Below are 22,109 nucleotides of genomic sequence, written 5' to 3'. Positions count from 1 at the left end.
GCCTACGATCGGCCGGCGACACCCGCGGTCGCGTCCACAGGTCCCGCGCCGGCGTCGCCCGGAGCGTCCGCGGCGTCTGCCGACCCGGCCACCCCGTCGGCGTGGGTCGGCGCGCCTTCCCAGCCCGTGCCTCCCGGCCGGACCCAGCGCGACCCGCCCGCCCAGGCGGGGACCGGACCGCGGAAGCGGGGTGCTTCGCGCCCGGCGAAGCGACGATCGAGGCGGCGCCACCGCGCGAGGAGCTCCACCATGCCCCAGTACGCCAGCGACGTGCCGAGCGTGACGAGCCACCCCTGCCAGGTGCCGTTCGCGTCCTGCGACTGCAGGTCGATCCTCGACCAGCCCGGCGCCTGCAACACGAAGATCATGATGTTGTTGAACGCGTGCTGCAGGACCGTGGCCTCGAGCCCACCGGTGCGGAGCACGATGATCGCGGCGACGAGGCCGAACGACCCCACGTCGAGGATGCCCCAGACGTTGTAGCCGTTCGGGATGTGCAGCGAGGCGAAGACCACCGTCGACACCGCGACCGCGATGACGGTCCCGGCGCGGCGCGGGATCCACGACGCGATCGTCTGCATGAGGAAGCCGCGGAAGATGTACTCCTCGGCGGCGCCCTGGAACGGCACCAGCACGACGACGAGGGCGATCGTGAGCACGAGGGTCGACAGCGTGACGGTGGACTGCCCGATGGCGTCGTGGTCCCAACCGAAGCCGCCGTCCAGCGTGAGCATCGGCAGACCCTGCACCGCGAACATGATCGCCGCGATCACGAGGGTGGGGATCAGGCACCACGCGGTCCAGCCCCAGCGGACCCGGAAACGCACCGACGACAGGACGCCCCGCCCGAGCCCCGCGATCCGCACGGCGACCACGATCCCGGGGAGCAGCACCACGAGCGACACGAGCGAGACCGACAGCGTCAGCGGGTCCGTCGGGTCGAGCGCGCCGCTCGAGAGCTTCTGCTCGAAGTCGATCAGGCCGTCCGCCCCGGAGGTCGCGCCGATCGGGATCGTGAACGCGATGACGATGAGGACCTGGGACACGAGGTACCAACCCGCCAGGACCGCCAGCGCCACGAGCGGACGCCACCACCGCCACCGGCCATCGATGCGGGGAAGTCGCTGGTAGGGAACGCTCACGCCGTGCAGGGTACCGGTGCGGGCAGGATGGGAGCCGTGCTCACCGTCGTCCTCGGCCTGTCCGGCGCCCTCGTCTACGGGTTCGCCGACTTCCTCGGCGGCCTCGCCTCGCGTCGCCTCCGCCCCGTCGTCGTCACGGCGGTGGCGGCGCTCGTCGGGGTCGTGCCGCTCCTGGTGGGGCTCGTCGTCGTGGACTCGGCGTTCTCGGGCCGTGCGGTCGTGTGGGGCGCGGTCGCGGGCCTCGCGGGCGGCGCGGCCGTCCTCCTCCTCTACACGGCGCTCGCCATCGGGCCGATGAGCGTCCTCTCGCCGGTCACCGCCGTGTTCGCCGCGTGCGTCCCGGTCGTGGTCGCGGTGCTCCGGGGGACGGCGCTCTCGCCGCTCGCGGTGGGCATGCTCGTCGTCGCGGTGGTGGCGGTCGTGCTCGTGGCCTCCGTGCGGGACACATCGGGGGCACGGCTGACGGCACGAGGGGTGGCCGCGGCGGCGGTCGCGGGGTGCGGGTTCGGTGGGATCGTGCTGGCGTACGACATGACGCCCGCCGACTCGGGCGTGGCGCCGCTCGTGGTGGCGCGGGCGCTGCAGGTGGTGCTGCTCGGGGTGGCCGCGGTCGTGGTGGTGCGGCGCGGAGGCGGGGACGCAGGTGGCGGCGCCGGCGCGTCTGTTCGACGTGACGGCGCGGGTCGGCCTGGAGGCCCGGGCCGGCTGTCCGCGCCGGCTGCGGTCGGTCGTGTGCCCCTGCTGGCCGCGGGGCGGGCGCACTGGTCCGGTCGGCTCGTCGCGACCGTCGTGGCGTGCGGGTTCTTCGACGCGCTCGCGAACGTCTTCGTGCAGGCCGGCTTGCACTCGAGCGACGACCCCCTCACGCTCCCGGTGATGAGCGTCCTGAACGCGCTCTACCCGATCGGGACGGTGGTGTTGGCGGGGGTCGTGCTGCGGGAGCGGTTGACGCCGCTCCAGCTCGTCGGGATCGTGCTGGCGTTCGGCGCGTCCGTCGGGCTCGCGCTGGTGTGAGGCGGGCGGGCGCCGGGCGGCCGCGAGACTCGGGGTGAGCGACCGTTCTCGCGCGGACGGCCGCGAGAACGGTCGCCCAGCGCGAGACTCGGGCACACGGCGGCGGGCGGCGGGCGGCGGCGGCGGGCGGTCAGGCGTCGGGGATGAGGCGCTTGCCGAGCGACACCGTGCGGTCGTCCGCGTACCCGAGCGCTTCGTAGAAGCCGATGACCTGCTCGTTGCCGACCCGCACCTGCAGGTTGAGCTTCGGGCAGCCCATCGCCGCGAGCCGCTGCTCGAACTCCTCCATGAGCCGCCGACCCAGCCCGGAGCCCTGCAGGTCGGGACGGACGGCGAGGTAGTTCACCCAGCCCCGGTGTCCGTCGAAGCCGGCCATGCCCGCCGCGACGACCCGGTCGACGGTCTCGACGGACCGGTCGCCCGCCTCGACGGCGACGAGGAAGAGCTCCGGCTGCACCGAGAGCTTGCGCTCGATGTCCCGCCGCGGATCGTTCCACGGGCGGACGAGCCCGCACGCCTCCCACAGCGCGACGACCGCCTCGGTGTCGGGTCGGGCGAACGGCCGGATGGCGTGCTCCATCTCCACACGGTAACGGTCCTGTGGAGAGCGCCGACACCCTGCCGTCGGCATGGGATGGTACAACTGTCCGAACCACCACAGGATCAGGAGCCTCGTGACCGCGCACGACACCATCCCGTCGCGCTCCGGCGACCAGGCGAGCGACGCGCCCACGCACCGCTCCCCGCGACGACGCCAGACCGTCGGCGGCGCGATCGTCTCGCTGATCGCCGAACTCCTCATCATCGCAGGCGCGGGCACCGGGCTCTACGTCGTGTGGACGGCGTGGTGGACCGATGTCGTGGCCGTGCAGGGGCAGACGAAGCTCGTCGAGGGCCTCGGTCAGGTCGAACCCCCCTCGCGCGGCGGCACCGAGCACCGCGGACCGGCTCCGGTGCTCGCGGAACCGAAGGACATCGAGGACGTCTTCGGCACGATGCAGATCCCCCGGTTCGGGGCGGACTACGACCGCCCGATCGGCGAGGGCACCGACCGCGAGAAGGTCCTCAACACCATCGGCCTCGGGCACTACCAGGACACCGCGATGCCCGGAGCCGAGGGCAACTTCGCCGTCGCGGGCCACCGGGTCACGTACGGCAAGCCGCTCAACCAGATCGCTGACCTCCAGGACGGCGACGCGGTCGTGGTGCGGGTGACCGACAAGGCGACGAAGTTCGACGTCTGGTACGTCTACAAGGTCACGGACTCGCAGATCGTCACCCCGGACAAGATCGAGACGATCGCGCCGGTCCCGAACAAGCCCGGGGTCGAACCCTCGGCCGACGACCGCTGGCTGACGCTGACGGCCTGCCACCCGATGTGGTCCGCTGCCCAGCGCTACGTCGTGCACGCCAAGCTCGACTACTGGATGCCGGTGTCCGAGGGCACGCCGAAGGAGCTCGCCAAGTGATCTTCCCGCTCGTGTGGCGGATCCTGCCGGGTCCGACAGCGCTCAAGGTGATCGAGCTGGTCGTCCTGCTCGCCGCGATCGTGTTCGTGCTCTTCACGTGGGTGTTCCCGTGGATCGCGGCCGACATCCTGCCGCCACCCGACGGCACCGTCGACTCGACACCGTCACCCTGACGCGAACACGGACACAGACGCGGTTACGGACACAGACGTGGTTACGGACGCGGACGCGGACGCGGTTACGGACGCGGACACGGACGCGGACGCGGCTGCTCGCCGGAGCACCCGCTGGCCCGTTCAGACCGTCGTCGTCACCCGCGAGGCGCCCGACGCGGTCCGACGCACCGCGATGCGCTCCGGGATCCGCTGCTTCAGCTCGTCGACGTGACTGACGATCCCGACCTGCCGTCCGCCCGCGGTCAGGCGCGCGAGCTGCACCAGCACGCCGTCGAGCGCCTCCGGGTCGAGGGTGCCGAACCCCTCGTCGACGAACAGCGTGCCGAGCGACACACCGCCGGCCTCGGCCTGCACGACGTCGGCGAGCCCGAGCGCCAGGCAGAGCGAGACGGTGAACGTCTCGCCGCCCGACAAGCTGCGCGGATCGCGCACGGTGTCGGTGGTGTGGTCGTGGACGGCGAGGGCGAGCCCGGTCCGGCGTGCACGTGACCCCGACTCTCGCTCATCCGAGGTCTCGAGGGTGAAGCGTCCCGCGAGCATGTTCCGGAGCCGGTCGTTCGCCGCCGCGACGACGTCCTCGAAGCGGCGCATGAGCACGTAGGTGCCGAGGGTGATCCCGGACGGGTTGACCGCGGTCGCACCGTTCGCGACGTCGGCGAGCCGGACGACGGCTCGGCTCCGGACACTCGTCTCGTCGCGTGCTCGCACCGCGGCGGCGAGGTCCGCGGCGCAGCGACGCGCTGCGGCGGCCCGGTCGGTGGCGGTCACCGCCGCCCGGGTGGCCTCGTCGAGCACGGCGGCAGCGCTGGCCCGGTCGGCCGCGGCTGCGTCCAGGTCGAAGTCGGTGTCCATGTCGTCCGCCGCGGCCAGCACAGCGGGCTCGGCCAACCCCGCGTCGACGATCCCCCAGGCCGTGGTCGCGTCCTCGACGGTGCGTCGGAGGGCGTGTTCGGTCGACTCGTCGAGGAGCGCTGCCCGGGCTTCGACGACGTCGGTGAACCCGTGCTCCTCGAGCGCGGCGTCGACCTCCACCGCGCGGTCGGCGACGACGCGGTCGTCCTGCTCCACCGCGGCGTCCGCGCGTGCGATCGACTGCAGCACCGCCACCGCCGAGTCCACCGTGCGGACGGCCACGGCGATCCCGGCCGTGTCCGGCAGCTCCGGCGAGCCCGGGACGGGCAGCGCGGTCAGCCGCTCGACGGCAGCTCGGACCGCTCCGAGGTCGTGCTCCAGGCGCTCGGCGTCCGCGTCGATCGACGTGGCGAGGACGGCGCGACGTGTGTCGACGTCACTCCGGGTCCGTTCGAGCGCCCGGGTGGTCTCGTCGTGCGCGGTCAGCTCGCGGTCGAGGCCGCTCACGAGGTCCGCCGCCGCGCGGGCTGCCTGCACCGCCGCGGCGGCGCGCTCGACGGCGGCTGCCAGGTCAGCGTCGTCCAGGGCTCCGACCGACACGGTCAGCCGCCGGTGCTCCGCCTGCGCGACCCGGAGGTCGGCCGCAGCGTCCGCGAGGGTCTGCTCCGCCCGCCGCGCCCGCTCGGCCGCAGCGTCGATCGCCTCCGCCGTCGGGTGGTCGTCCTGCGGGGCGGCCGGCGCCGGGTGCTCGACGGCACCGCAGACCGGACACGGCGTGCCGTCCGCGAGCGCGGCGCCGAGTTCCCCGGCGAGCCCGGCGATGCGGCGGTCACGGAGGTCGCGCTCGATCCCGAGCGCGGACTCCGCCGCCGTGCGGGCGGCCACGACGGTCTGTTCCGCGACCGACACCTGTGCAGTGGCGACGGCCAGCGCATCGCGCTCGCGCAGGAGCCCGGCGAGGCGCTCGACCTCGTGTGCCGCCCCCGTCGCTCCGGCGGCCAGCGCCGCGGCGTCGGTCGCGCGGGCGACGAGCGCGAGGCGGTCGGCAGGCCGGTCCGCGAGCTGCCGCTGGAGGTCGGCCAGTCGCTCGTCGAGGGCGGCCCGGTCGGCGCGTGCGGCGTCGAGCGCGGTTGCCCGGGCGTCGAGTCGCGACGCCGTGTCGACCAGGTGCCGTTCGGCGTCGGCGGCGGTCCGGAGCCGGTCGGCGAGCCCTTCGACGTCGTGCTCGTGGTCGAGGCCGTGTCGCTCGCGGAGGGTCGCGGCGTCGGCTCGGGCCGCGGCCGCACGGTCGCGCGCGGCGTCGAGGCTGTCCGCGAAGCCGACGACCCGAGCCGCTCGGGCCGACCGGTCGAGTCGCCGACGTGCGGCCTCGACCGACTCGGACTGCTGCTCGAGCGTCGCCCGGCGGGCCAGGAGCTCGCGACGCCGGCCCACCGCTGCCGCGCGGGCCCGGAGGAGGGTCTCCTGCTCGGACGCCGTGGTCGCCGTCGTCGCGGCCTCGACCCGGGCGGCCTCGGCGGCGGACGCTGCTGCGGCGAGGTGGTCGACCGTGCCCGGGACGTCCGACTCGGCCGCCGACTCGACCCCGGCCGCCTCGGAGAACCGTGCGAGTGCATCGCGGACGCGCGCATCGGCGCCTTCGACCTCGGCGAGGACCGCGCGGCGGCGGGCCGCGAGCTCCTCGGCGGTGCGGTCGTAGACCTGGGTGCCGAACAGGGACTGCAGGAGCTTCCGGCGGTCTTCCCCGGGCGACCGCAGGAACCGCGCGAACTCGCCCTGGGGCAGGACGACCGTCTGCAGGAACTGTGCCCGGTCGAGCCCGACGATCCGGACGACCTCGGCGCCGACCTCCGGGATCCGGGCGGACAGGGGCTCCCCCGCGGGGTCGGTCGGGGAGGCGAGCCGGACGAGCTGGGCGGACGCCTGCTGCTTCACGGTGCCGGACCCGCGCTGCTTCGGCCGGTCGTACTGCGGGGTCCGCCGGACGCGGAACACCCCGGCGCCGGTCTCGAACACCAGCTCGACGTACGGTTCGACGGACGGGTCGGCGTGCTGGCTGTGCAGGCGGTCGCTGCTGGCGTCCGACCCCGCGAGACCGCCGTAGAGGGCGAACACGACGGCGTCGATGATCGTCGACTTGCCGGATCCCGTCGGCCCTTCGAGCAGGAAGACCCCGGATGCCGCGAGCGCGGCGAAGTCGATGGTCACCGTGTCCGCGTACGGGCCGATGGCACGGAGCTCCAGGCGGTGCAGGTACATCAGCGGTCCCCCTCGGTCTGCAGCACCCGTGCGGCCGCCTCGTACGCCTCGGTCAGGACGGCGCGGTCGTCGTCGTCCGGCAGCGCGCCCGTGGCGAAGGCGACGAAGTCCGCGGCGACCTCGACCGGGTCGGACGTCGCCGTGACCGCACGCGCCGCGGGTCGCGCGACGGCGTCGGCCGGCTCGTGGGTGATCGCGAGGGCGTGCGGCAGGTGGTCCTTCACCCGCGCGTACATGCGCTCGGGGTGCACCGTGTCGGTGACGGCGACACGGACCCAGGCGTCGGCGTCCGCCGCGAAGTCGCCGGACTCGATCGAGGCGATGGCCGCCCGGACGTCGACGAGCCGTCGCGGCACCGGGGCGGGGAGCAGTTCGACGGCGACCGTGCCGTCGGCGGCGAGGTCGACGAGCGTGACCGACTTCGCCTGGTGCCGCTCGCCGAACGAGAACGCGAGCGGGGACCCGGCGTACCGCACGCGGTCCCCGTCGCCCACCCGCTGGGGTCCGTGCAGGTGGCCGAGGGCGACGTAGTCGAACCCGTCGAAGGCGGACCGGGCGACCATGTCGACCCCGCCGACGCGGATGTCCTGCTCGCTGTCGCTCGGTTGCGCGCCACCGACGAAGGCGTGGGCCACGACGACGCTCCGCGTGCCGGGACGGCCGGCCAGGTCGGCCCGGATGCGGTCGGTGGCGGCACCCACCACGGCCTGGTGGGAGCGGGCGAGCGGCTCGTCCGGGACGTCGGCGAGGGCCCACCGCGTCAGATCGGGGTGCAGGTAGGGGATGCCGTAGACGGCGACCGTGCCGTCCGGGTCGTCGACGAGCACCGGCGTGCCGATGCCCGCGGGTTCGGCGAGTATCCGCACCCGCTGGCCCATCACCCCGGCGCCGAACCCGAGCCGAGCGGCCGAGTCGTGGTTGCCGGGGGTGATGACGACGGTGGCGTGCTCGGCGAGGCGCTCGAGTGCGCGCGAGAGCATGCGGACCGCCTCGACCGGCGGGATCGCCCGGTCGTAGACGTCGCCGGCGACCACCACGAGGTCGACCGCGCGTGCCCGGACGACGTCGACGAGGTGGTCGAGGAAGGCCCCCTGGTGGTCGAGCAGGTCGGCTCCGAGCAGGGTGCGACCGAGGTGCCAGTCGCCGGTGTGCAGGATCCGCATGCGGTCACGGTAGCGCCGCCCACGGACATCCCCCGGCGCCCCGCGGCCCCTGTGGACGGAAGCCGTCGTGGTCAGGCGCAGGCAGCCGACCCCAGGCCGACGACCGAGAGCACCCGCACCCGTACCGTCTGCGGGCTGAGCACCGTCCACGTGCCCCCGAGGTTCGTGCGGAGGCGGAGGTCGTAGGTCCCGACGACGAGCAGGCCGCCGCCGCGGTAGGTCAGCGAGGTCGCACCGCCGTCCGCGGTCGCGACCTGCGTCCCGCCGGACACGAGGTCGAAGCTGTACGGCTCGCCGATGCCGGGCGTGGTCGGGTAGGTCCAGGAGATCGTGACGCTGTCACTGCTCGCCGGGGCGCACGACAGCGTCAGGACCGCCTGCGGCGTCCCCGCCCCGTAGTTCGACGCCGAGCCGGTCGTCCGCGAGAACGGGGCCGCGACCGCGGACGGTGGCGCCAGGGTCCCGACCCCGACGGTGAGCAGCACCACGGCGGCCGTGCCGCCGAGCCGGCGCAGCCGGTGCTGCGGACGGCGTCGTCGCCCGTGTCCGCGCGGCGACCGGCGTGTGCCGGGCGGGGATCCGTCGGCCTGGAGGGACGTGACGGGCCCGCCCCGCGCCTCCAGGCCGGTCGAGGGGTCGCCCCCGGGGTCGTCCGGTGGGTCGCCGGGGTCCGCGGGTTCGTCGACGAGCCGCCGGAGCGAGCCGTCCACCGTGCACAGGGCGAGCACCGCCGCGAGGCCGAGCCCGAGGAGCACGAGCCGCACCCAGTCGCCGTCGTGGAGCCAGGTGACCGGCGCGGCGATGAACGGGATGCGGAGGAAGGCCACACCGTGCACCGCGGACCGCTCGAGCGGCGTCGAGTCCGCCTGCGGGTTGGCGTCGCCCTTCGTGACGATGCTGTCGCCGGGGCCCTCCTCCACGAACCGGTGCATCCGGAGGTGGCCGGACACGTCGGGGTCGTCGGCGAGCAGGATCCGGCCCGGCCGGACCTCGTCGGGCGGTACCGGCCGGGAGACGACGACGTCACCGGGCGCCAGCCGCGGCGCCATCGACCCGGTCATCACCGTGGTGGGTTGCCAGCCGATGAGCGCCGGCGCAGCCGCCCAGAGCGCGAGCCCGAGGAGCCCGGCCACGACCGCGCGGGCCGCGGTCGCCACGACCACCCGCCCCCAGTCGACGGCGTCACGCAGCACGGCCCGGGGCAGGTGACCACCGGGCACCGCGGTGCTGACCACGAGGACCTCCGACCTGGCGTGCGACGACGGGACCGTGCGGGCGGATCAGCTGTTCTGGGCCTCCCAGGTGAACCCGAGGGCCGCCGTGCCGCCCTGGATCGAGTTCGGCGCCGAGGTCGGGACGGTGTACGTGAACCGGTAGACGCGGGTCTCGGACGCGGTGCCGGTCGGGGCCCACGTGCCGACGCCGGAGGCGAAGTTCGTCGACGTCGAGCCGAAGCCGCCGACCGTGCCCGTGTAGAGGGTGCCGCTCGTCGCCGCGGCGGTGAAGCCCGTGCACGAGCCGAAGCCGCCGCCGGTGCCCTGCTCGACGGTGAGGTTGATGTTGGTCGCGAGCGCGTTCGTCGTCGCCGCGTTCGTCCCGTACAGCTTGACGGTCGAGGGCAGCGACCCCGTGGACGTCACCGCGATGCAGTTGGTGCCGGTCGACCCGGGCTTCAGCCCTGTCACGGTGAACAGCGCGGTGTTGGCGTCGTCGTCGGAGAGTGCGACCGTGCCGGCGGTCCAGTTGCTCGTCGGGTTGACGGTGGTGGCGGAGAACGCGGAGTAGGAGGCGGTCGAGACGACGACGCCCGAGGCGACGAGTGCGGCGGGGACGGCGATCCAGGCGGCGAGACGGGCAGCGCGAGGCGTGACACGGGACATGGGTGTGCTCCAGCGGAGAAGTGATCTGATCGGTGGCCGGCCCGGACCCGCGGTGGTTGGTCGCGCTGCGTGCCGTGGCGGCGGTCGAGGTGAGCGACCGTCGTGTTGTTACGATCGTCAAGCTACTCGATCGCCGTGCGACACACAAGACACGGAACACCCCCCCCCGTCGGGGTAGTTTGATCGTTGAGGTACTTGCGTACACTGGATGAACGCGGATCCCACCGCGTCGGCCACCCCCACCCGAGAGAACCGCGATGTCGGACACCACCCCCGTCCTCCCCGGACGCAGAGCCACCGAACTGCCGCCGGCGCCGGCCTCCCCCGACGTCCTCGTGCTCGCGTCGGACGCCGAGCTCGATCGACTCGTCGACGCGTTCCGGCGGTTCCAGGCCCGACACACGCAGGCCCTGGACCGTGCGAGCGCGGCGCGTGACCTCGGCCCGACCGACGCACGGCTCGTCTTCCACCTCGCCGCCGCGGACGGCGAGGGGATGACCCCGAAGGACGCCAGGGCGTTCCTCCAGCTGTCGACCGGCGCCATGACGTCGCTCATCGACCGCCTCGAGCAGCGCGGGCACCTCGAGCGCCGTCCGAACCCGAACGACCGCCGGAGCATCCTCCTGCACCTCACGCCGTCGGGCGCCGGGATCGCCGAGGAGCTCAGCGCACCGTGGCGGACCGCCTTCGCCGACGCCGTCGCGCCGGCCGCACGCACGGCGCTCGCGGAGGTCTTCGAGCAGGTCGGCGACGCCCTCGCGCACCGCGCGTAGCGTCGCGGGCATGACACCCGCTGCACTCCTCACCGAAGCGTTCTCCCGCGTCCCGGCGACCGTCGGCCGCGCCCTCGACGGCCTGTCCGAGGACCAGCTCGCCGCCCGGCCCGCGGCGGGAGCGAACACGCTGGCCTGGCTCGCGTGGCACATCGCCCGGGGCCAGGACGCACAGGTCGCGGACCTCGCGGGCTCCGAGCAGGTCTGGACCGCGGACGGCTGGGCCCGGCGGTTCGGCCTGCCGTTCCCCGCGGAGGCGCTCGGGTACGGCATGTCCCGGGACGACGTCGGTCGTGTCCGTGCGTCGGCGGACCTGCTGTCCGGCTACCTCGACGCGGTCACCGTCCGCACCGTCGCGTACCTCGGCACGCTGACCCCGGAGGACCTCGACGCGGTCGTGGACGACGCCTGGGACCCGCCCGTGACGGCGGGCGTCCGGCTCGTCAGCATCCTCGACGACTGCGTCCAGCACGCCGGTCAGGCCGGGTACGTGCGCGGTCTGCTCTTCTGCAACCGCTGACGCGGCTGCTCCAGCAACCGACGGGAGGCACGGTGCCAGCTGGCACCGTGCCTCCCGTCGGTCCGTCCGTGCGTCAGCGCGCCGCGAGCTCCGCGACCAGGCGGTCGCCGGGGGCGGCCTCCACGAGGTCGGCCTCGATCTCGGCGTTGTCGAGGATGCCCTCGATCTTGCGACGACGGTTCCGGGTGACGATCGTCACGACCGTGCCCTCGGCTCCGGCGCGGCCCGTGCGGCCGGAGCGGTGCATGTACGCCTTGTAGTCGTCCGGTGCGTCTGCCTGCACCACGAGCGACACGTCGTCCACGTGGATGCCTCGGGCCGCGACGTCGGTCGCCACGAGCACGTTCACCCGGCCGCTGGTCAGCAGCCCGAGGTTCCGGGTGCGCCGCGACTGGTTGAGGTCGCCGTGGAGCGAGGTCGCGCGGATGCCGGCGTCCTTGAACTGGTCGGCGAGCCGCTCGGCGTACGCGCGGGTGCGGGCGAAGACGATGGTCTTGCCGGAGCCTGCGACGAGCTCCTCGAGCAGCTGGTCCTTCTGGCGCTGCTCGACCACGAGCACGCGGTGGTCGATCGTCGAGGACGCCTGGTCCTCACCGGCGACCTCGTGGACGCTCGGCTCGTGCAGGAACTCCGACACGAGCGAGGCCACCTGGGCGTCGAGGGTCGCGCTGAACAGGAGCTTCTGCGCGCGGTTGCCCTGCGGCGTGACCTCGGCGGTCGCGGAGAGGATCTCGCGGACCGGCTCGAGGAACCCGAGGTCGCACATGTGGTCGGCCTCGTCGAGCACGGAGATGATGACCTCGCTGAGGTCGAGCTTCCCCTTGTTCATGAGGTCCTGGACGCGACCGGGCGTACCGACGATGATGTCGACGCCGCGCTCGAGGGCGCCCTCCTGGCGGCCGTACGGGACACCGCCGTAGATCTGGGTCGTGAAGAGCCCGACCGAGCGGGCGATCGGCTGCACCGTGCGGTCGATCTGCAGGGCGAGCTCGCGGGTCGGCGCGAGGATGAGCGCGCGTGGGGCTCGACCCATCTTCCGCTTGGTGCCGCCGCCGTGCTCCATGAGCTTCTCGACGAGGGGCGCACCGAACGCGATCGTCTTGCCGGAACCCGTGCGACCACGGCCGAGCACGTCCTTGCCGGCGATGACGTCGGGGATCGTGGCGGCCTGGATCGGGAACGGGGTCGCGGCGCCGAGCTCGGCGAGTGCGCGGGAGATGTTGCCGCCGATGCCGAGGTCGCCGAAGGTCACGCCCTCGACGTCGGCCGCGACGGTGGCCTCGGCCTGGAGCTTCTCGAGCTTGACGTCGTCGGCCGGCACGTACGGCGTGCGGGTCTCGTCGCGGTCCGAGCGGTCGCGGCGCGGACGGTCCTCGTCGAACGAGCGGCGCGGGCGGTCGTCGAAGCGACGGGGGGCACGGTCGCGGTCGTCGCGGTCGAAGCGCTCGCGGCGGGGACGGTCCTCGTCGAAGGAGCGGCGCGGGGCGCGCTCGTCACGGTCGAACCGGCGCGGGGCACGGTCGTCCTGGTCACGACGTGGCGCACGGTCACGGTCGTCACGGTCGAAGCGACGGGGACGGTCGTCACGGTCGAAGCGACGCGGACGGTCGTCCTGGTCACGACGAGGTGCACGGTCGCGGTCGTCGCGGTCGAACCGACGCGGCGCGCGATCGTCGCGGTCGAACCGACGCGGCGCGCGTTCGTCGCGCTCGAACCGACGCGGCGCGCGATCGTCGCGCTCGAAGCGGCGGGGTGCACGGTCATCGTGGTCACGACGCGGTGCACGGTCACGGTCGTCACGGTCGAAGCGACGCGGGGCACGGTCGTCACGATCACGACGCGGCGCACGGTCACGATCGTCGCGGTCGAACCGACGCGGAGCGCGGTCGTCCTGATCGCGGCGGGGCCCGCGGTCGTCACGGTTCCAGCGGCTCTGGCCGCCCTCGCGGGGCTCCCAGTTCGGGCGCGCGGGACGGTCGCCCTGCGCGCCGCGGCCGCGACGCTCCTCGGCATCCCAGCGCTGCTTCTGGCGCGGCTGCGACGGATCGGCGGCGCGGAAGCCGCGGTGCTTGCTGCTGCGAGCGGCGGGGGTGCCGTTCGGGTGGCGGACGCGGTCGGAGGCACGGTTGTCCGCGCCGCCCTTGTTGTACGGGGCCATGGCTACTTTCCTGGGGTGCAGAACGTCCGCAGGGCCCGGCAGCGACATCGGCGCAGGCAGCGTGCGGAGAGGGGGTTCTTCCCGTCGCGGATCGACGTGAATCCAGCCCTCGAGCAACACACACCCAGACGAACACTCCGTGATCACAATGTCACGGCGTCGAGAGCCGACCGAGTGAGTCTACGCGATCCGGCGACGCGTGGCCAGCCCGTGCAGAGGTGAGGCGCGTGGCGGGGGCGAGCCGTGCCTCCCGGCCGGGTGGGAGCCCGGTCAGGACTCGGCGAGCCGACGACGCTGCTCGGCCACGTCGAAGTCCGCAGGCGGCCACGTGAGCTGCATGTCCTCGAGCGCGCGGAGCAGGAGCTGCTGCACCGCGAGCCGGGCGTACCACTTCCGGTTCGCCGGCACGACGTACCAGGGCGCCTGCGGGGTCGACGTCCGCTCGAGGGCGATCTGGTACGCCTCCTGGTAGTCGTCCCACAGCAGGCGCTCGTCGATGTCGCCGGGGTTGAACTTCCAGTGCTTGTCGGGCCGGTCGAGTCGGTCGCCGAGGCGTTCGCGCTGCTCGTCCTTCGAGATGTGCAGCATGACCTTGACGATCGTGGTGCCCGCCGCGACCAGGCGGTCCTCGAAGTCGACGATGGCCCCGTAGCGCCGCTCGATCTCCTCCGGCGGGGCGAACGACCGGACGCGCTGGATGAGGACGTCCTCGTAGTGGGAGCGGTCGAACACCCCGAGCTGTCCGGCTCCGGGCAGCTCGCGCTCGATCCGCCAGAGGAAGTCGTGCTCGCGCTCCTCGGCCGTCGGGGCCTTGAAGCCTGCGTAGTGGACACCGTTCGGGTCGACGGCACCGACGACGTGCGAGACGATGCCGCCCTTGCCCGCCGTGTCCATCGCCTGCAGCACGAGGAGCACCCGGCGTTCGTCGCCCGCCGTGGACGACGCGTGCAGGCGTTCCTGGAGCGCGGAGAGCCGGGCGGCGCCGGCGGCGAGCGCTTCGAGCCCGTCGATCTTCCGGCCGGGGAACCCCGGGGTGGCGTCGGGGTCGACGCGGTCGAGGCGGAAGCCCTCCTCGACGCGGAGCAGCGGTTCGGGGTCGGCGTTCCAGGCCTTGCGACGGCTCACGGGTCCTCCTGCGGGGTCTCGTCCCACTGCGGGTCTGGTCCCATCCTGGCACCGGGACCCCGTCCTGGCACCGGAGGCGGGCGCGCGGGCCGGGGCGCCGGGTTAGCGTTGTCGGGATGGGAACCGGACGCCGCACCGTGCTCGCAGTCGTCGGCGTGCTCGCGGCGCTGCTGACGGTGGCCGCCTGCAGCGCGGACCCGACCGGCGACCGGAACACGACCGTCACCGCGGACCCGGTCATCTACCCGCTGTCGCTCCGGTACCACGGGATCGACGTCGTCGCGGACGTACCGTACGGGTCCGCCCCGCTGCAGCGACTCGACGTGTGCCTGCCCGCGGACAGTCCTCCCGACACCACCGCCACGCCCACGGCCACCGCTGCGCCGTCCGCGGGAGCCACGACCTCGGGGGCCTCGGCCTCGGCCTCGGCGGACCCGCGGGCGCTCGCCCGGGCATCGAGCACCGCCAGGCCCGCCGTGATGATGATCCACGGCGGGAGCTGGTCGCACGGCGACAAGGCGACCGCCGCCTACCGGTCGGTCTGCCAGTACCTCGCGTCGGAGGGCTTCGTCACCTTCAACGTCGACTACCGGCTCGCTCCGACCGACCCGTTCCCGGCCGGCTTCGACGACGTCCGCCGCGCCCTCGACTGGGTCTTCCGGCCGGCGACGCTCGAGACCTACGACGTCGACCGGGACCGCGTCGGGCTGTTCGGTGGGAGCGCCGGGGGCAACCTCGCCGCCCTGCTCGCGGTCACCGACCACGAGTCACCCGCGTACGCCGAGGGCGACCGGATCCGGGCCGTCGTCGACCTGAGCGGTCCGACGGACCTGACGAGCCGCTCGACCGAGGCCGACGGGGTGTCCGCGTCGTTCCAGCGGAAGCAGCTGCTCTACCTCGGTTGCCGGACGTACTCGCGCTGTCCGGCGGCCGAGCGGGCATCGCCGACGTCGCAGGTGACGGCGGACACCCCGCCGTTCTTCATCGGGCACTCGACCGACGAGTTCATCCCGCTCTGGGAGTCGACGGAGTTCGCGACCGCGCTCCGGGACCACGACGTGCCGGTCACGTTCGTGCAGGTGGAGGGGACGGCGCACTCGATCGCCCAGCTCGACGAGGCCATGAGCAAGCGGGTCGTCGCGTTCCTGCGCGACCGGCTCGGCTGACGGGTCCCGACGCGCCACCCTGACGGACGGGAGGCACGCCGGCGGCCCGCACCGCGCCTCCCGTCCGCCGTCGGGTCGCCTGCGCGACGGATCGATGCCGCTGCGCCGGGGTCGCGCGGAATGCGTGGCAGACGTCGCCTCGCGATGTGGCAGTTCCGGTGCCACGGACCCGGGTTCTGCGTACCGGAACTGCCAGCGGCGCAACGGATCTCGCTGGTCCCGGCGCGACGTGCACCGGAACGGCCACGCACACCAGGACCTGCCGGTCTGGCGGTGTCGGCGCCGCGTCCCCTGCCCGGGTGCCACCCGGAGTCGGGACTGCTGGTCGTGGCGCGGTCGGCGCAGACTTCCGGGGTGACCGACACCTCGACGCGCCCGATGACCGCCCCGACCACCTGGCACCACGCCTCTGCGATGTGGTCCGTGGTCGAGCTGCTCCTCGGGCTGTCGTTCTGCGCGACCGTCGCGTTCGGCGGGTACGCCGCTGCGACCGGTCACATGCAGGTGCTGTCGCAGGGCGCGGCGATCGTGTTCATCACGACCCTGGTGGTCGTCCTCGTGCACTGGTTCCGTGCCGTGGAGGCTTCCGAGCACTGACCCGCCCGCGGGCGAACCCTCGCACGGTGCGGGCGAGCGCCTCACCCCGTGCTCGGGCGACCGTCCGTGCGTCGCCGGTTCAGTCCGCCGACGCGGTCGTCCGGCCGCGGGCCCCGCGACGCTCCTCGCGACGTCGCTTCCGGTCCTCGCGACGCTGCTGCCGCGCCTCCTTGCGGGTGATCCCGGCGGCGATCCGGTCGGCCCGACGCTCCCGGGCCCGCTCGACCACGAAGTAGAGCGACGGCAGCACCACGAGGGTCAGCAGTGTCGACGACACCAGGCCGCCGATCACCACGAGCGCGAGCGGCTGCGAGATGAACCCGGACTTGCCGGTCAGCCCGAGCGCCATCGGCACGAGCGCGAAGATCGTCGCGAGGGCGGTCATGAGGATCGGGCGGAGTCGTCGCGTCGCGCCTTCGACCAGGGCCTCGGCGACGCGGAGTCCCCGACGGCGGTACTGGTTCACCAGGTCGACGAGGACGATCGCGTTCGTCACGACGATGCCGACGAGCATGAGCAGGCCGATGATCGACGCGACGCCGAGCGGGATGCCGGTGGCGATCTGCAGCAGGAGCGCCCCGGTCGCGGCGAACGGCACCGACATCAGGAGCAGCAGCGGCTGGAGCAGGCTCCGGAACGTGGCCACCATGATCACGTAGACGATGAGGATCGCGACGAGGATCGCGAGGAACAGCTGGCTGAACGCGGACGACTGGCTCGACGCCACACCGCCGATCGACGCCGAGGCACCGCGCGGGAGCTGCAGCGCGTCGACGGCCGCCGTGACGTTCTGCACGGCCGCCCCGAGGTTCGTGGCGTCCGGGGTCACGGTGATCGTCGCCGTGCGGACCGCGTTCGAGGTCGTGATGGTCGTGGGACCCTCCGAGCGCTCGACCGTCGCGAGGTCGGACAGCGGGACCTCGCCCGTCGAGGTCGGGATCGCGAGCTTCTTCAACGCGGCGATCGTCGCCGGCGGGTTCGGGTCGGCGATGTACACGTCGAGCGTGGCGTCGTCGATCTCGACGCTGCCGGTGTCCCGCGGGGAGACGGCCGCCGCGACGAGGGCGCCGACCTGCTGCTCGGTGAGCCCGCGCTCCGCCGCCGCCTGCCGGTCGACCTGCACGGCGAGGTACGGCTCGGCCGCCGACAGGTTGCTCGTCGCCGCCGTGGTGCCGTCGACGCCGCGCATCTTCCGCAGCACCGTGTCGGCCGCGGTCCGGAGCTCCGCCTGGGTCGGCGCGGTGACGTCGACCTCGATGTCGCTCGAGCCGCCGAAGCCGCCACCGGCCGAGGACAGCGACACCTCGCCGACGTCCGCGATCCGTTCGATGCGGTCGCGCGCGGTGGACTGGATCGTGGGCTGGTCGGCCGCGGCGTCGGTCGTGACGTTGTACTGCACGGACGCCGAGGCACCGCCGCCGAAGGCCGCCTGGATGGACTGGCCGCTCGACCCGATGGTCGTCTGCACGGTCTCGACGCCCGTGACGGAACGCAGGGCCTCCTCGACCTTCGCCGCGGCGGTCGACTGGTCGTCGAGGCTCGTGCCCGGCTTCAGGTCCTGGGTGACGGTGAAGGTGTTCTGCCCCGAGTCGCCGAGGTAGTTCGTCTTCACGAACGGCACGGCGGCAGCCGTCCCGGCGAGGACGAAGAGGGCGAGTGCGAGGACGATCCAGGGGCGGCGCATCGCCCAGCCGAGGACCGGCCGGTAGCCGCGCTGGAGCCGGTCGGTGCGACCGGCGTCGTGCAGGTCGGCCGCCGAGGCCAGGGCACCGGTCGCGGCTCCGCTCGTCGGGGCGTCCGCGGCCGTCGCGGCGTCGGCGCCCGGGGCGTCCGCGCCCGTCCCGGCGTGCCGGTGGGTCTTCGGCGGTCGGAGGAACCAGTACGCGAGCACCGGCACGATCGTCAGGGACACCAGCAACGACGCGACCAGGGCCATGGTCACGGTGAGCGCGAAGGGCCGGAACAGTTCGCCGACCAGCTCCGCGACGAACGCCACCGGCAGGAACACCGCGACGGTGGTCAGCGTCGAGGCGGTGACCGCGCCCGCCACCTCACGCACGGCGTCGAGCACCGCCCGGGACCGGTCGACCCCGGGCTGCATGTGCCGCTTGATGTTCTCGATGACGACGATCGAGTCGTCGACGACGCGGCCGATCGCGATGGTGAGCGCGGCGAGCGTGATGATGTTGAGCGTGTACCCGGCGGCACGCATGCCGATCGCCGCGAGGAGCACCGACGTCGGGATCGAGATCGCCGTGACGAGGGTCGACCGCACCGACAGCAGGAACACCAGGATCACGAGCACGGCGAACCCGAGGCCGAGCAGGCCCTCCTCGGCGAGTGAGTCGATCGACTGCTGGATGTACGGCGCCTGGTCGAACACGACCGTGAACTGCGGGTTGCCCGCGACCTTCGACTCGATGTCGGGCAGCGCCTTCTTCACCGTCTCGGAGACGTCGACGGTGTTCGCCTCCTGCGTCTTCGTGATCGCGATCGTCAGCGCCGTCTTGCCGTCGACGCGGCTGATCGAGGTGCGCGGCGACTCCTCGATGGCGACCTTCGCGACGTCGCCGAGCTCCGTCGGCGTGGTGGTCGTGGTGGTGGCGCCCGTCCCGGAGGCGCCGGTGGCGCCCGTGGTCCCGGTCGCGGCCGGACTGGAGGCACTGCTCCCGCCGGCAGCGCCGGTCCCGCTGGTCGTGCCGGTCGCGCCCGCCCCGCTCGTCGTGCCGGTGCCGCTGGTCGCGCCGGTCGCGCTCCCGCCCCCGGAACCGGAACCGTTCGAGCTGGAGCCGCTGCCGCTCGACGACGCCGTCAGCGGCAGCGCCTCGATGTCCTTGATCGACGCGATGCGCTCACCGGTCTGCACCGAGAGCGTCGAGCCGTCCTGGGTGATCGTGCCGCCCGGGATCAGCGTCCCGTTGTCGTCGAGCGCGTCCGAGATCGACTGCGTCGTCAGCCCCTTCGCCGCGAGCTCGTCCTCGTCCGGCGTGATCACGACCCGGCGGCCGGGGTTGCCGAACACGTCGGCCTGCCGGACCCCGTCGAGCTTCTCGAGGTCGGGGACGGCCGTCGCGTTGAGCCGGTCGACCAGTTGTTCCTGGTTCCCCGAGCCCGTGACCGCGAGCTGCAGCACGGGGAGGTCGTCGAACGAGCCGGTCACGATCTGCGTCTGCACGGTGTCCGGCAGCGACAGCGCGTTGACCGCCGTCTGGATCTTGTCCTCGGCGCTGGCGAGGTTCGAGCCGTAGTCGAACGACGCCGACACCACGCTCTGCCCGGTCGACGAGGTCGCGCTCGTCGACTCGAGGTTCGGCACCACCTGGATGGCCTGCTCGATCTTCGTCGAGACGTCGTTCGAGACCACCTCCGGCGTCGCTCCCGGGTAGGCGCTGACGATCGCGACCTGCGGGAACTCGACGCTCGGGATGAGCTCCTGCTTCAGGCTCGTCAGCGAGATGCCACCGAAGATCGCCACCACGATCGTGACGAGCGCGATGAGGGACCGGTTCCGGATGCTGAAGACCGAGAGGAGGTGCACTGTCCGATCCTCGCAGGCCCGCGACGCTGGAGGCTCAGCCGAGCAACAGGTAGACGGCGAGGACGCCGAGGGCACCGAGCACGCCGGTCCCGAGCGCGACCACCCGCGCCGTCGCCGTCCGGGCCGAGTACACGCCGGCCACGACCACCGCGGCGCCGACGACGATCTCGATCGTCCAGAACGTCGTGCCCGTCGTCGCGGCGACCTGCAGCAGCGCCCGGACGCCCTCACCGACGAGCACGGCGCCCGTCACCCCGGCCGCCGCCGCACGCCACCACGCGGACGTCGACCGGACGGCCCAGACCACCGCGCCCGCGAGGAGCCCGGCCGGGATCCCGATGAGGACCCAGAAGTTCGTGACGGACAGGACGTCCGGGTAGCCGCGGAGGTTCGTCGCGGCCCAGTACCCGACGTGCATGAGCTCGAGGAAGACGACCCCGAGCACCATCGGCAGCACCGGGCGCCGGTGCAGGCCCGCGAGGAGCACGAGGAGCGCCGCCACCACGAACCACGGCCCGGCCGAGTTCGCGAGCTGTCCGAGCCCGGGGACCGCCTGCCCGAACGAGCAGAGCACACCCGCCAGCAGGGCGAGCCCGGTCGCCATCGTCACGCGGATCGCCGGTGGCACGGCGTGGGGGTCGGTCTCCCGGCCCGCGGTCCCGGTCTGCGCGGTGTGCACGATCGTCTCCATGCATCCCACGATCCCGGTTCCGGGTCCGGCGGACATCACCCCGGAGACCCGACGGCCTCCACCCACAGGATGATCCCCGCAGGACCGCCCAGGGCCGCCCGGCCGGCTCAGACGACGGCTGCGAGCGACCCGCTCGGGCCGACCGACTCCCCGCCGACCCGCGCCCAGGCCCGCTCGAGCACGTCGACCATCCGCGACCGGTCGGCAGCGGGCATCGTGAACGGCACGCGGAGGAACCGCTCGAAGCCGCCGTCCGGGCCGAAGACCCCGCCGGAGGCGAGCACGACCCCCTCGGCCCGCGCTGCCAGGACGAGCGCGCTCGACACCGGCCGCCCGAGCCCGACCCACGTCGTCAACCCGCCCGCCGGTGAGGGGACGTCCCACTCGGGGAGTCGCGCGCGCAACGCGCCCACGACGTCGTCGCGGGCCTGCGCCAGGTACGCACGCCGTTCCTCCAGGACGGCCGCCGTGCGCGGTACGAGCTCCCGCGCGACCAGCTGGTCGAGCACGGGCGTCCCGAGGTCACCGGTCGGACGGGCGAGCAGCAGCCGCTGCAGCAGTTCGGGTCGGGCCCGCACCCATCCGATCCGGAGCCCACCCCAGAACACCTTGTCGGCCGAACCGATCATGACGACGTCGTCGGACGCAGCGGCGAGCGGCGTCGCCGCGGGCCCGTCGATGCGGAGCTCCCCCATCGTCTCGTCGGCGACCACGGTGGTGCCGACCGCGGCCGCGACGGACACGAGCAGGTCGCGGGCGTCCGGGGTCATCGTCGCGCCGGTCGGGTTGTGCAGCGCGGGCATGACGTACGCGACCGCCGGTGCCGTGCGACGGAGCGTGTGCTCGAGCGCGGTGGTGTCCCATCCCGTCCGCGCGTCGACGGGCACGCCGACGAGCCGGCCGCCGACCTCGCGGAACGCCTCGTGCGCGTGCGGGTAGGTCGGCGACTCGACGAGGACCGCGTCGCCGCGTCGGACGAGCACGCGGGCGAGCAGGGCGATCGCGTGCTGCGCGCCGATGGTGACGACGATCTGCGACGGGTCGGTCGGCAACCCCCTGGCCGTGTACCGGTCGGCGATCGCGGCGCGGAGTCCGGGGTCGCCCACGGTGTCGTAGCCGATCCCGGCGAGCGCCGCGGGCACGTGCCGCATCGCCCGCTCGACGGCCTCGGCGATGCCCGGGGCCGCGTGCAGGGCCGCCTTGCGGAGGTCGAGGACGTCGCCGCCGACCACGCCGCCGAGCCGCTCGGGGTCCGGTCGGCCGACGAGGTCGCGCGGCAGGCGCACGACGCTGCCGGATCCCCTGACGGAGACGAGGAACCCGTCCTCGCGGAGGCGCGCGTACGCCCCGGCGACCGTGGTCCGTGAGACGCCGAGGGCCGACGCGAGGCCGCGCTCGGCGGGCAGTCGGACGCCCTGCGGGATGCGGCCGTCGATCGCGAGGACCCGGAGGGCGTCGGAGAGCGCCTCGTACGCGGCGGCGTCCGTGCCGGCACGCCAGTCGGTGAGGAGGAGCGCTGCGGACCGGGCGCTCAGCTGGACGGGGGTCATGGGTCCACGGTAGCGCGATTGGCCCTCGACCAGCAG

The 22,109-nt window shown here is 73.6% G+C and carries 18 protein-coding genes; 7 read left to right on the top strand and 11 right to left on the bottom strand.

The window, feature by feature from the left end:
* Positions 1 to 2: 2 nt before the first annotated feature.
* Positions 3 to 1,142 carry a CPBP family intramembrane glutamic endopeptidase gene (locus MON03_RS02995; RefSeq protein WP_242090439.1) on the bottom strand — a complete coding sequence of 380 codons (1,140 nt, stop codon included), beginning with the start codon at positions 1,140 to 1,142 and terminating at the stop codon, positions 3 to 5.
* A gap of 36 nt (positions 1,143 to 1,178) precedes the next feature.
* Here MON03_RS02995 and MON03_RS02990 point away from each other — a divergent pair, with 36 nt between their 5' ends.
* Complete coding sequence (locus MON03_RS02990; protein WP_242090436.1) at positions 1,179 to 2,156, top strand: EamA family transporter; 978 nt, start codon at positions 1,179 to 1,181, stop codon at positions 2,154 to 2,156.
* A 130-nt stretch (positions 2,157 to 2,286) separates the two neighbouring features.
* On the opposite strand, the gene MON03_RS02985 is transcribed toward MON03_RS02990, so the two are convergent.
* Positions 2,287 to 2,736 carry a GNAT family acetyltransferase gene (locus tag MON03_RS02985; protein WP_242090434.1) on the bottom strand — a complete coding sequence of 150 codons (450 nt, stop codon included), beginning with the start codon at positions 2,734 to 2,736 and terminating at the stop codon, positions 2,287 to 2,289.
* 94 nt (positions 2,737 to 2,830) lie between these two features.
* Here MON03_RS02985 and MON03_RS02980 point away from each other — a divergent pair, with 94 nt between their 5' ends.
* Together MON03_RS02980 and MON03_RS02975 are read left to right on the top strand one after the other, a co-directional pair.
* Positions 2,831 to 3,625, top strand: a complete 795-nt coding sequence (locus MON03_RS02980; RefSeq protein WP_242090432.1) for a class E sortase — start codon at positions 2,831 to 2,833, stop codon at positions 3,623 to 3,625.
* Complete coding sequence (locus MON03_RS02975) at positions 3,622 to 3,798, top strand: hypothetical protein (protein ID WP_022903036.1); 177 nt, start codon at positions 3,622 to 3,624, stop codon at positions 3,796 to 3,798. Before MON03_RS02980 ends, MON03_RS02975 begins: the two co-directional genes overlap by 4 nt.
* 123 nt (positions 3,799 to 3,921) lie before the next feature.
* On the opposite strand, the gene MON03_RS02970 is transcribed toward MON03_RS02975, so the two are convergent.
* The 4 genes from MON03_RS02970 to MON03_RS02955 all read right to left on the bottom strand — a co-directional run bounded on the left by MON03_RS02970 (position 3,922) and on the right by MON03_RS02955 (position 9,955).
* Positions 3,922 to 6,912 (bottom strand): AAA family ATPase, encoded by a 2,991-nt coding sequence (locus tag MON03_RS02970; protein ID WP_242090430.1) that lies wholly within the window; start codon positions 6,910 to 6,912, stop codon positions 3,922 to 3,924.
* Complete coding sequence (locus MON03_RS02965; RefSeq protein ID WP_175327390.1) at positions 6,912 to 8,075, bottom strand: metallophosphoesterase family protein; 1,164 nt, start codon at positions 8,073 to 8,075, stop codon at positions 6,912 to 6,914. The genes MON03_RS02970 and MON03_RS02965 overlap by 1 nt, the downstream gene beginning before the upstream one ends.
* A gap of 71 nt (positions 8,076 to 8,146) precedes the next feature.
* Positions 8,147 to 9,310 carry a S24/S26 family peptidase gene (locus tag MON03_RS02960; RefSeq protein ID WP_242090428.1) on the bottom strand — a complete coding sequence of 388 codons (1,164 nt, stop codon included), beginning with the start codon at positions 9,308 to 9,310 and terminating at the stop codon, positions 8,147 to 8,149.
* 45 nt (positions 9,311 to 9,355) lie between these two features.
* Positions 9,356 to 9,955, bottom strand: coding sequence for a M73 family metallopeptidase (locus MON03_RS02955; protein ID WP_022903336.1), 600 nt, complete (start codon positions 9,953 to 9,955; stop codon positions 9,356 to 9,358).
* Between the two features lie 257 nt (positions 9,956 to 10,212).
* Here MON03_RS02955 and MON03_RS02950 point away from each other — a divergent pair, with 257 nt between their 5' ends.
* Together MON03_RS02950 and MON03_RS02945 are read left to right on the top strand one after the other, a co-directional pair.
* Positions 10,213 to 10,728 carry a MarR family winged helix-turn-helix transcriptional regulator gene (locus MON03_RS02950; RefSeq protein WP_242090425.1) on the top strand — a complete coding sequence of 172 codons (516 nt, stop codon included), beginning with the start codon at positions 10,213 to 10,215 and terminating at the stop codon, positions 10,726 to 10,728.
* Positions 10,729 to 10,738: 10 nt separating this feature from the next.
* Positions 10,739 to 11,248 (top strand): mycothiol transferase, encoded by a 510-nt coding sequence (locus tag MON03_RS02945; protein ID WP_242090423.1) that lies wholly within the window; start codon positions 10,739 to 10,741, stop codon positions 11,246 to 11,248.
* A 73-nt stretch (positions 11,249 to 11,321) separates the two neighbouring features.
* Here the strand turns inward: MON03_RS02945 and MON03_RS02940 are convergent, their stop codons facing one another.
* Together MON03_RS02940 and MON03_RS02935 are read right to left on the bottom strand one after the other, a co-directional pair.
* Entirely contained in the window at positions 11,322 to 13,406 is a 2,085-nt protein-coding gene (locus tag MON03_RS02940; protein WP_242090421.1) for a DEAD/DEAH box helicase, read from the bottom strand.
* A 270-nt stretch (positions 13,407 to 13,676) separates the two neighbouring features.
* Positions 13,677 to 14,531, bottom strand: coding sequence for a PPK2 family polyphosphate kinase (locus tag MON03_RS02935; RefSeq protein ID WP_022903332.1), 855 nt, complete (start codon positions 14,529 to 14,531; stop codon positions 13,677 to 13,679).
* Between the two features lie 116 nt (positions 14,532 to 14,647).
* Here MON03_RS02935 and MON03_RS02930 point away from each other — a divergent pair, with 116 nt between their 5' ends.
* Complete coding sequence (locus MON03_RS02930) at positions 14,648 to 15,697, top strand: alpha/beta hydrolase (protein WP_022903331.1); 1,050 nt, start codon at positions 14,648 to 14,650, stop codon at positions 15,695 to 15,697.
* Between the two features lie 354 nt (positions 15,698 to 16,051).
* Positions 16,052 to 16,294: a hypothetical protein gene (locus MON03_RS02925; protein WP_175327383.1), complete on the top strand. Its 243-nt coding sequence runs from the start codon at positions 16,052 to 16,054 to the stop codon at positions 16,292 to 16,294.
* A gap of 79 nt (positions 16,295 to 16,373) precedes the next feature.
* Here the strand turns inward: MON03_RS02925 and MON03_RS02920 are convergent, their stop codons facing one another.
* The 3 genes from MON03_RS02920 to yczR all read right to left on the bottom strand — a co-directional run bounded on the left by MON03_RS02920 (position 16,374) and on the right by yczR (position 22,073).
* Positions 16,374 to 19,832 carry an efflux RND transporter permease subunit gene (locus tag MON03_RS02920; protein ID WP_242090419.1) on the bottom strand — a complete coding sequence of 1,153 codons (3,459 nt, stop codon included), beginning with the start codon at positions 19,830 to 19,832 and terminating at the stop codon, positions 16,374 to 16,376.
* Positions 19,833 to 19,866: 34 nt separating this feature from the next.
* Positions 19,867 to 20,523 carry a DUF6518 family protein gene (locus MON03_RS02915; RefSeq protein ID WP_242090417.1) on the bottom strand — a complete coding sequence of 219 codons (657 nt, stop codon included), beginning with the start codon at positions 20,521 to 20,523 and terminating at the stop codon, positions 19,867 to 19,869.
* A 107-nt stretch (positions 20,524 to 20,630) separates the two neighbouring features.
* Positions 20,631 to 22,073, bottom strand: coding sequence for a MocR-like transcription factor YczR (yczR, locus tag MON03_RS02910; protein ID WP_242090415.1), 1,443 nt, complete (start codon positions 22,071 to 22,073; stop codon positions 20,631 to 20,633).
* Positions 22,074 to 22,109 lie beyond the last annotated feature (36 nt).

This window comes from Curtobacterium sp. DN_7.5 (assembly GCF_022655355.1).
In the GTDB taxonomy this organism is placed as follows: Bacteria; Actinomycetota; Actinomycetes; order Actinomycetales; family Microbacteriaceae; genus Curtobacterium; species Curtobacterium luteum.
Note: the sequence above shows the minus strand (reverse complement) of the source record. Positions and strands in the feature narration are given on the sequence as shown.

Coding starts and splice junctions, on each gene's coding strand:
- MON03_RS02970 (WP_242090430.1), bottom strand. CDS start 6,912: ATGTACCTGCACCGCCTGGAGCTCCGTGCCATCGGCCCGTACGCGGAC.
- MON03_RS02940 (WP_242090421.1), bottom strand. CDS start 13,406: ATGGCCCCGTACAACAAGGGCGGCGCGGACAACCGTGCCTCCGACCGC.
- yczR (WP_242090415.1), bottom strand. CDS start 22,073: ATGACCCCCGTCCAGCTGAGCGCCCGGTCCGCAGCGCTCCTCCTCACC.
- MON03_RS02930 (WP_022903331.1), top strand. CDS start 14,648: ATGGGAACCGGACGCCGCACCGTGCTCGCAGTCGTCGGCGTGCTCGCG.
- MON03_RS02955 (WP_022903336.1), bottom strand. CDS start 9,955: ATGTCCCGTGTCACGCCTCGCGCTGCCCGTCTCGCCGCCTGGATCGCC.
- MON03_RS02965 (WP_175327390.1), bottom strand. CDS start 8,075: ATGCGGATCCTGCACACCGGCGACTGGCACCTCGGTCGCACCCTGCTC.
- MON03_RS02915 (WP_242090417.1), bottom strand. CDS start 20,523: ATGGAGACGATCGTGCACACCGCGCAGACCGGGACCGCGGGCCGGGAG.
- MON03_RS02945 (WP_242090423.1), top strand. CDS start 10,739: ATGACACCCGCTGCACTCCTCACCGAAGCGTTCTCCCGCGTCCCGGCG.
- MON03_RS02950 (WP_242090425.1), top strand. CDS start 10,213: ATGTCGGACACCACCCCCGTCCTCCCCGGACGCAGAGCCACCGAACTG.
- MON03_RS02985 (WP_242090434.1), bottom strand. CDS start 2,736: ATGGAGCACGCCATCCGGCCGTTCGCCCGACCCGACACCGAGGCGGTC.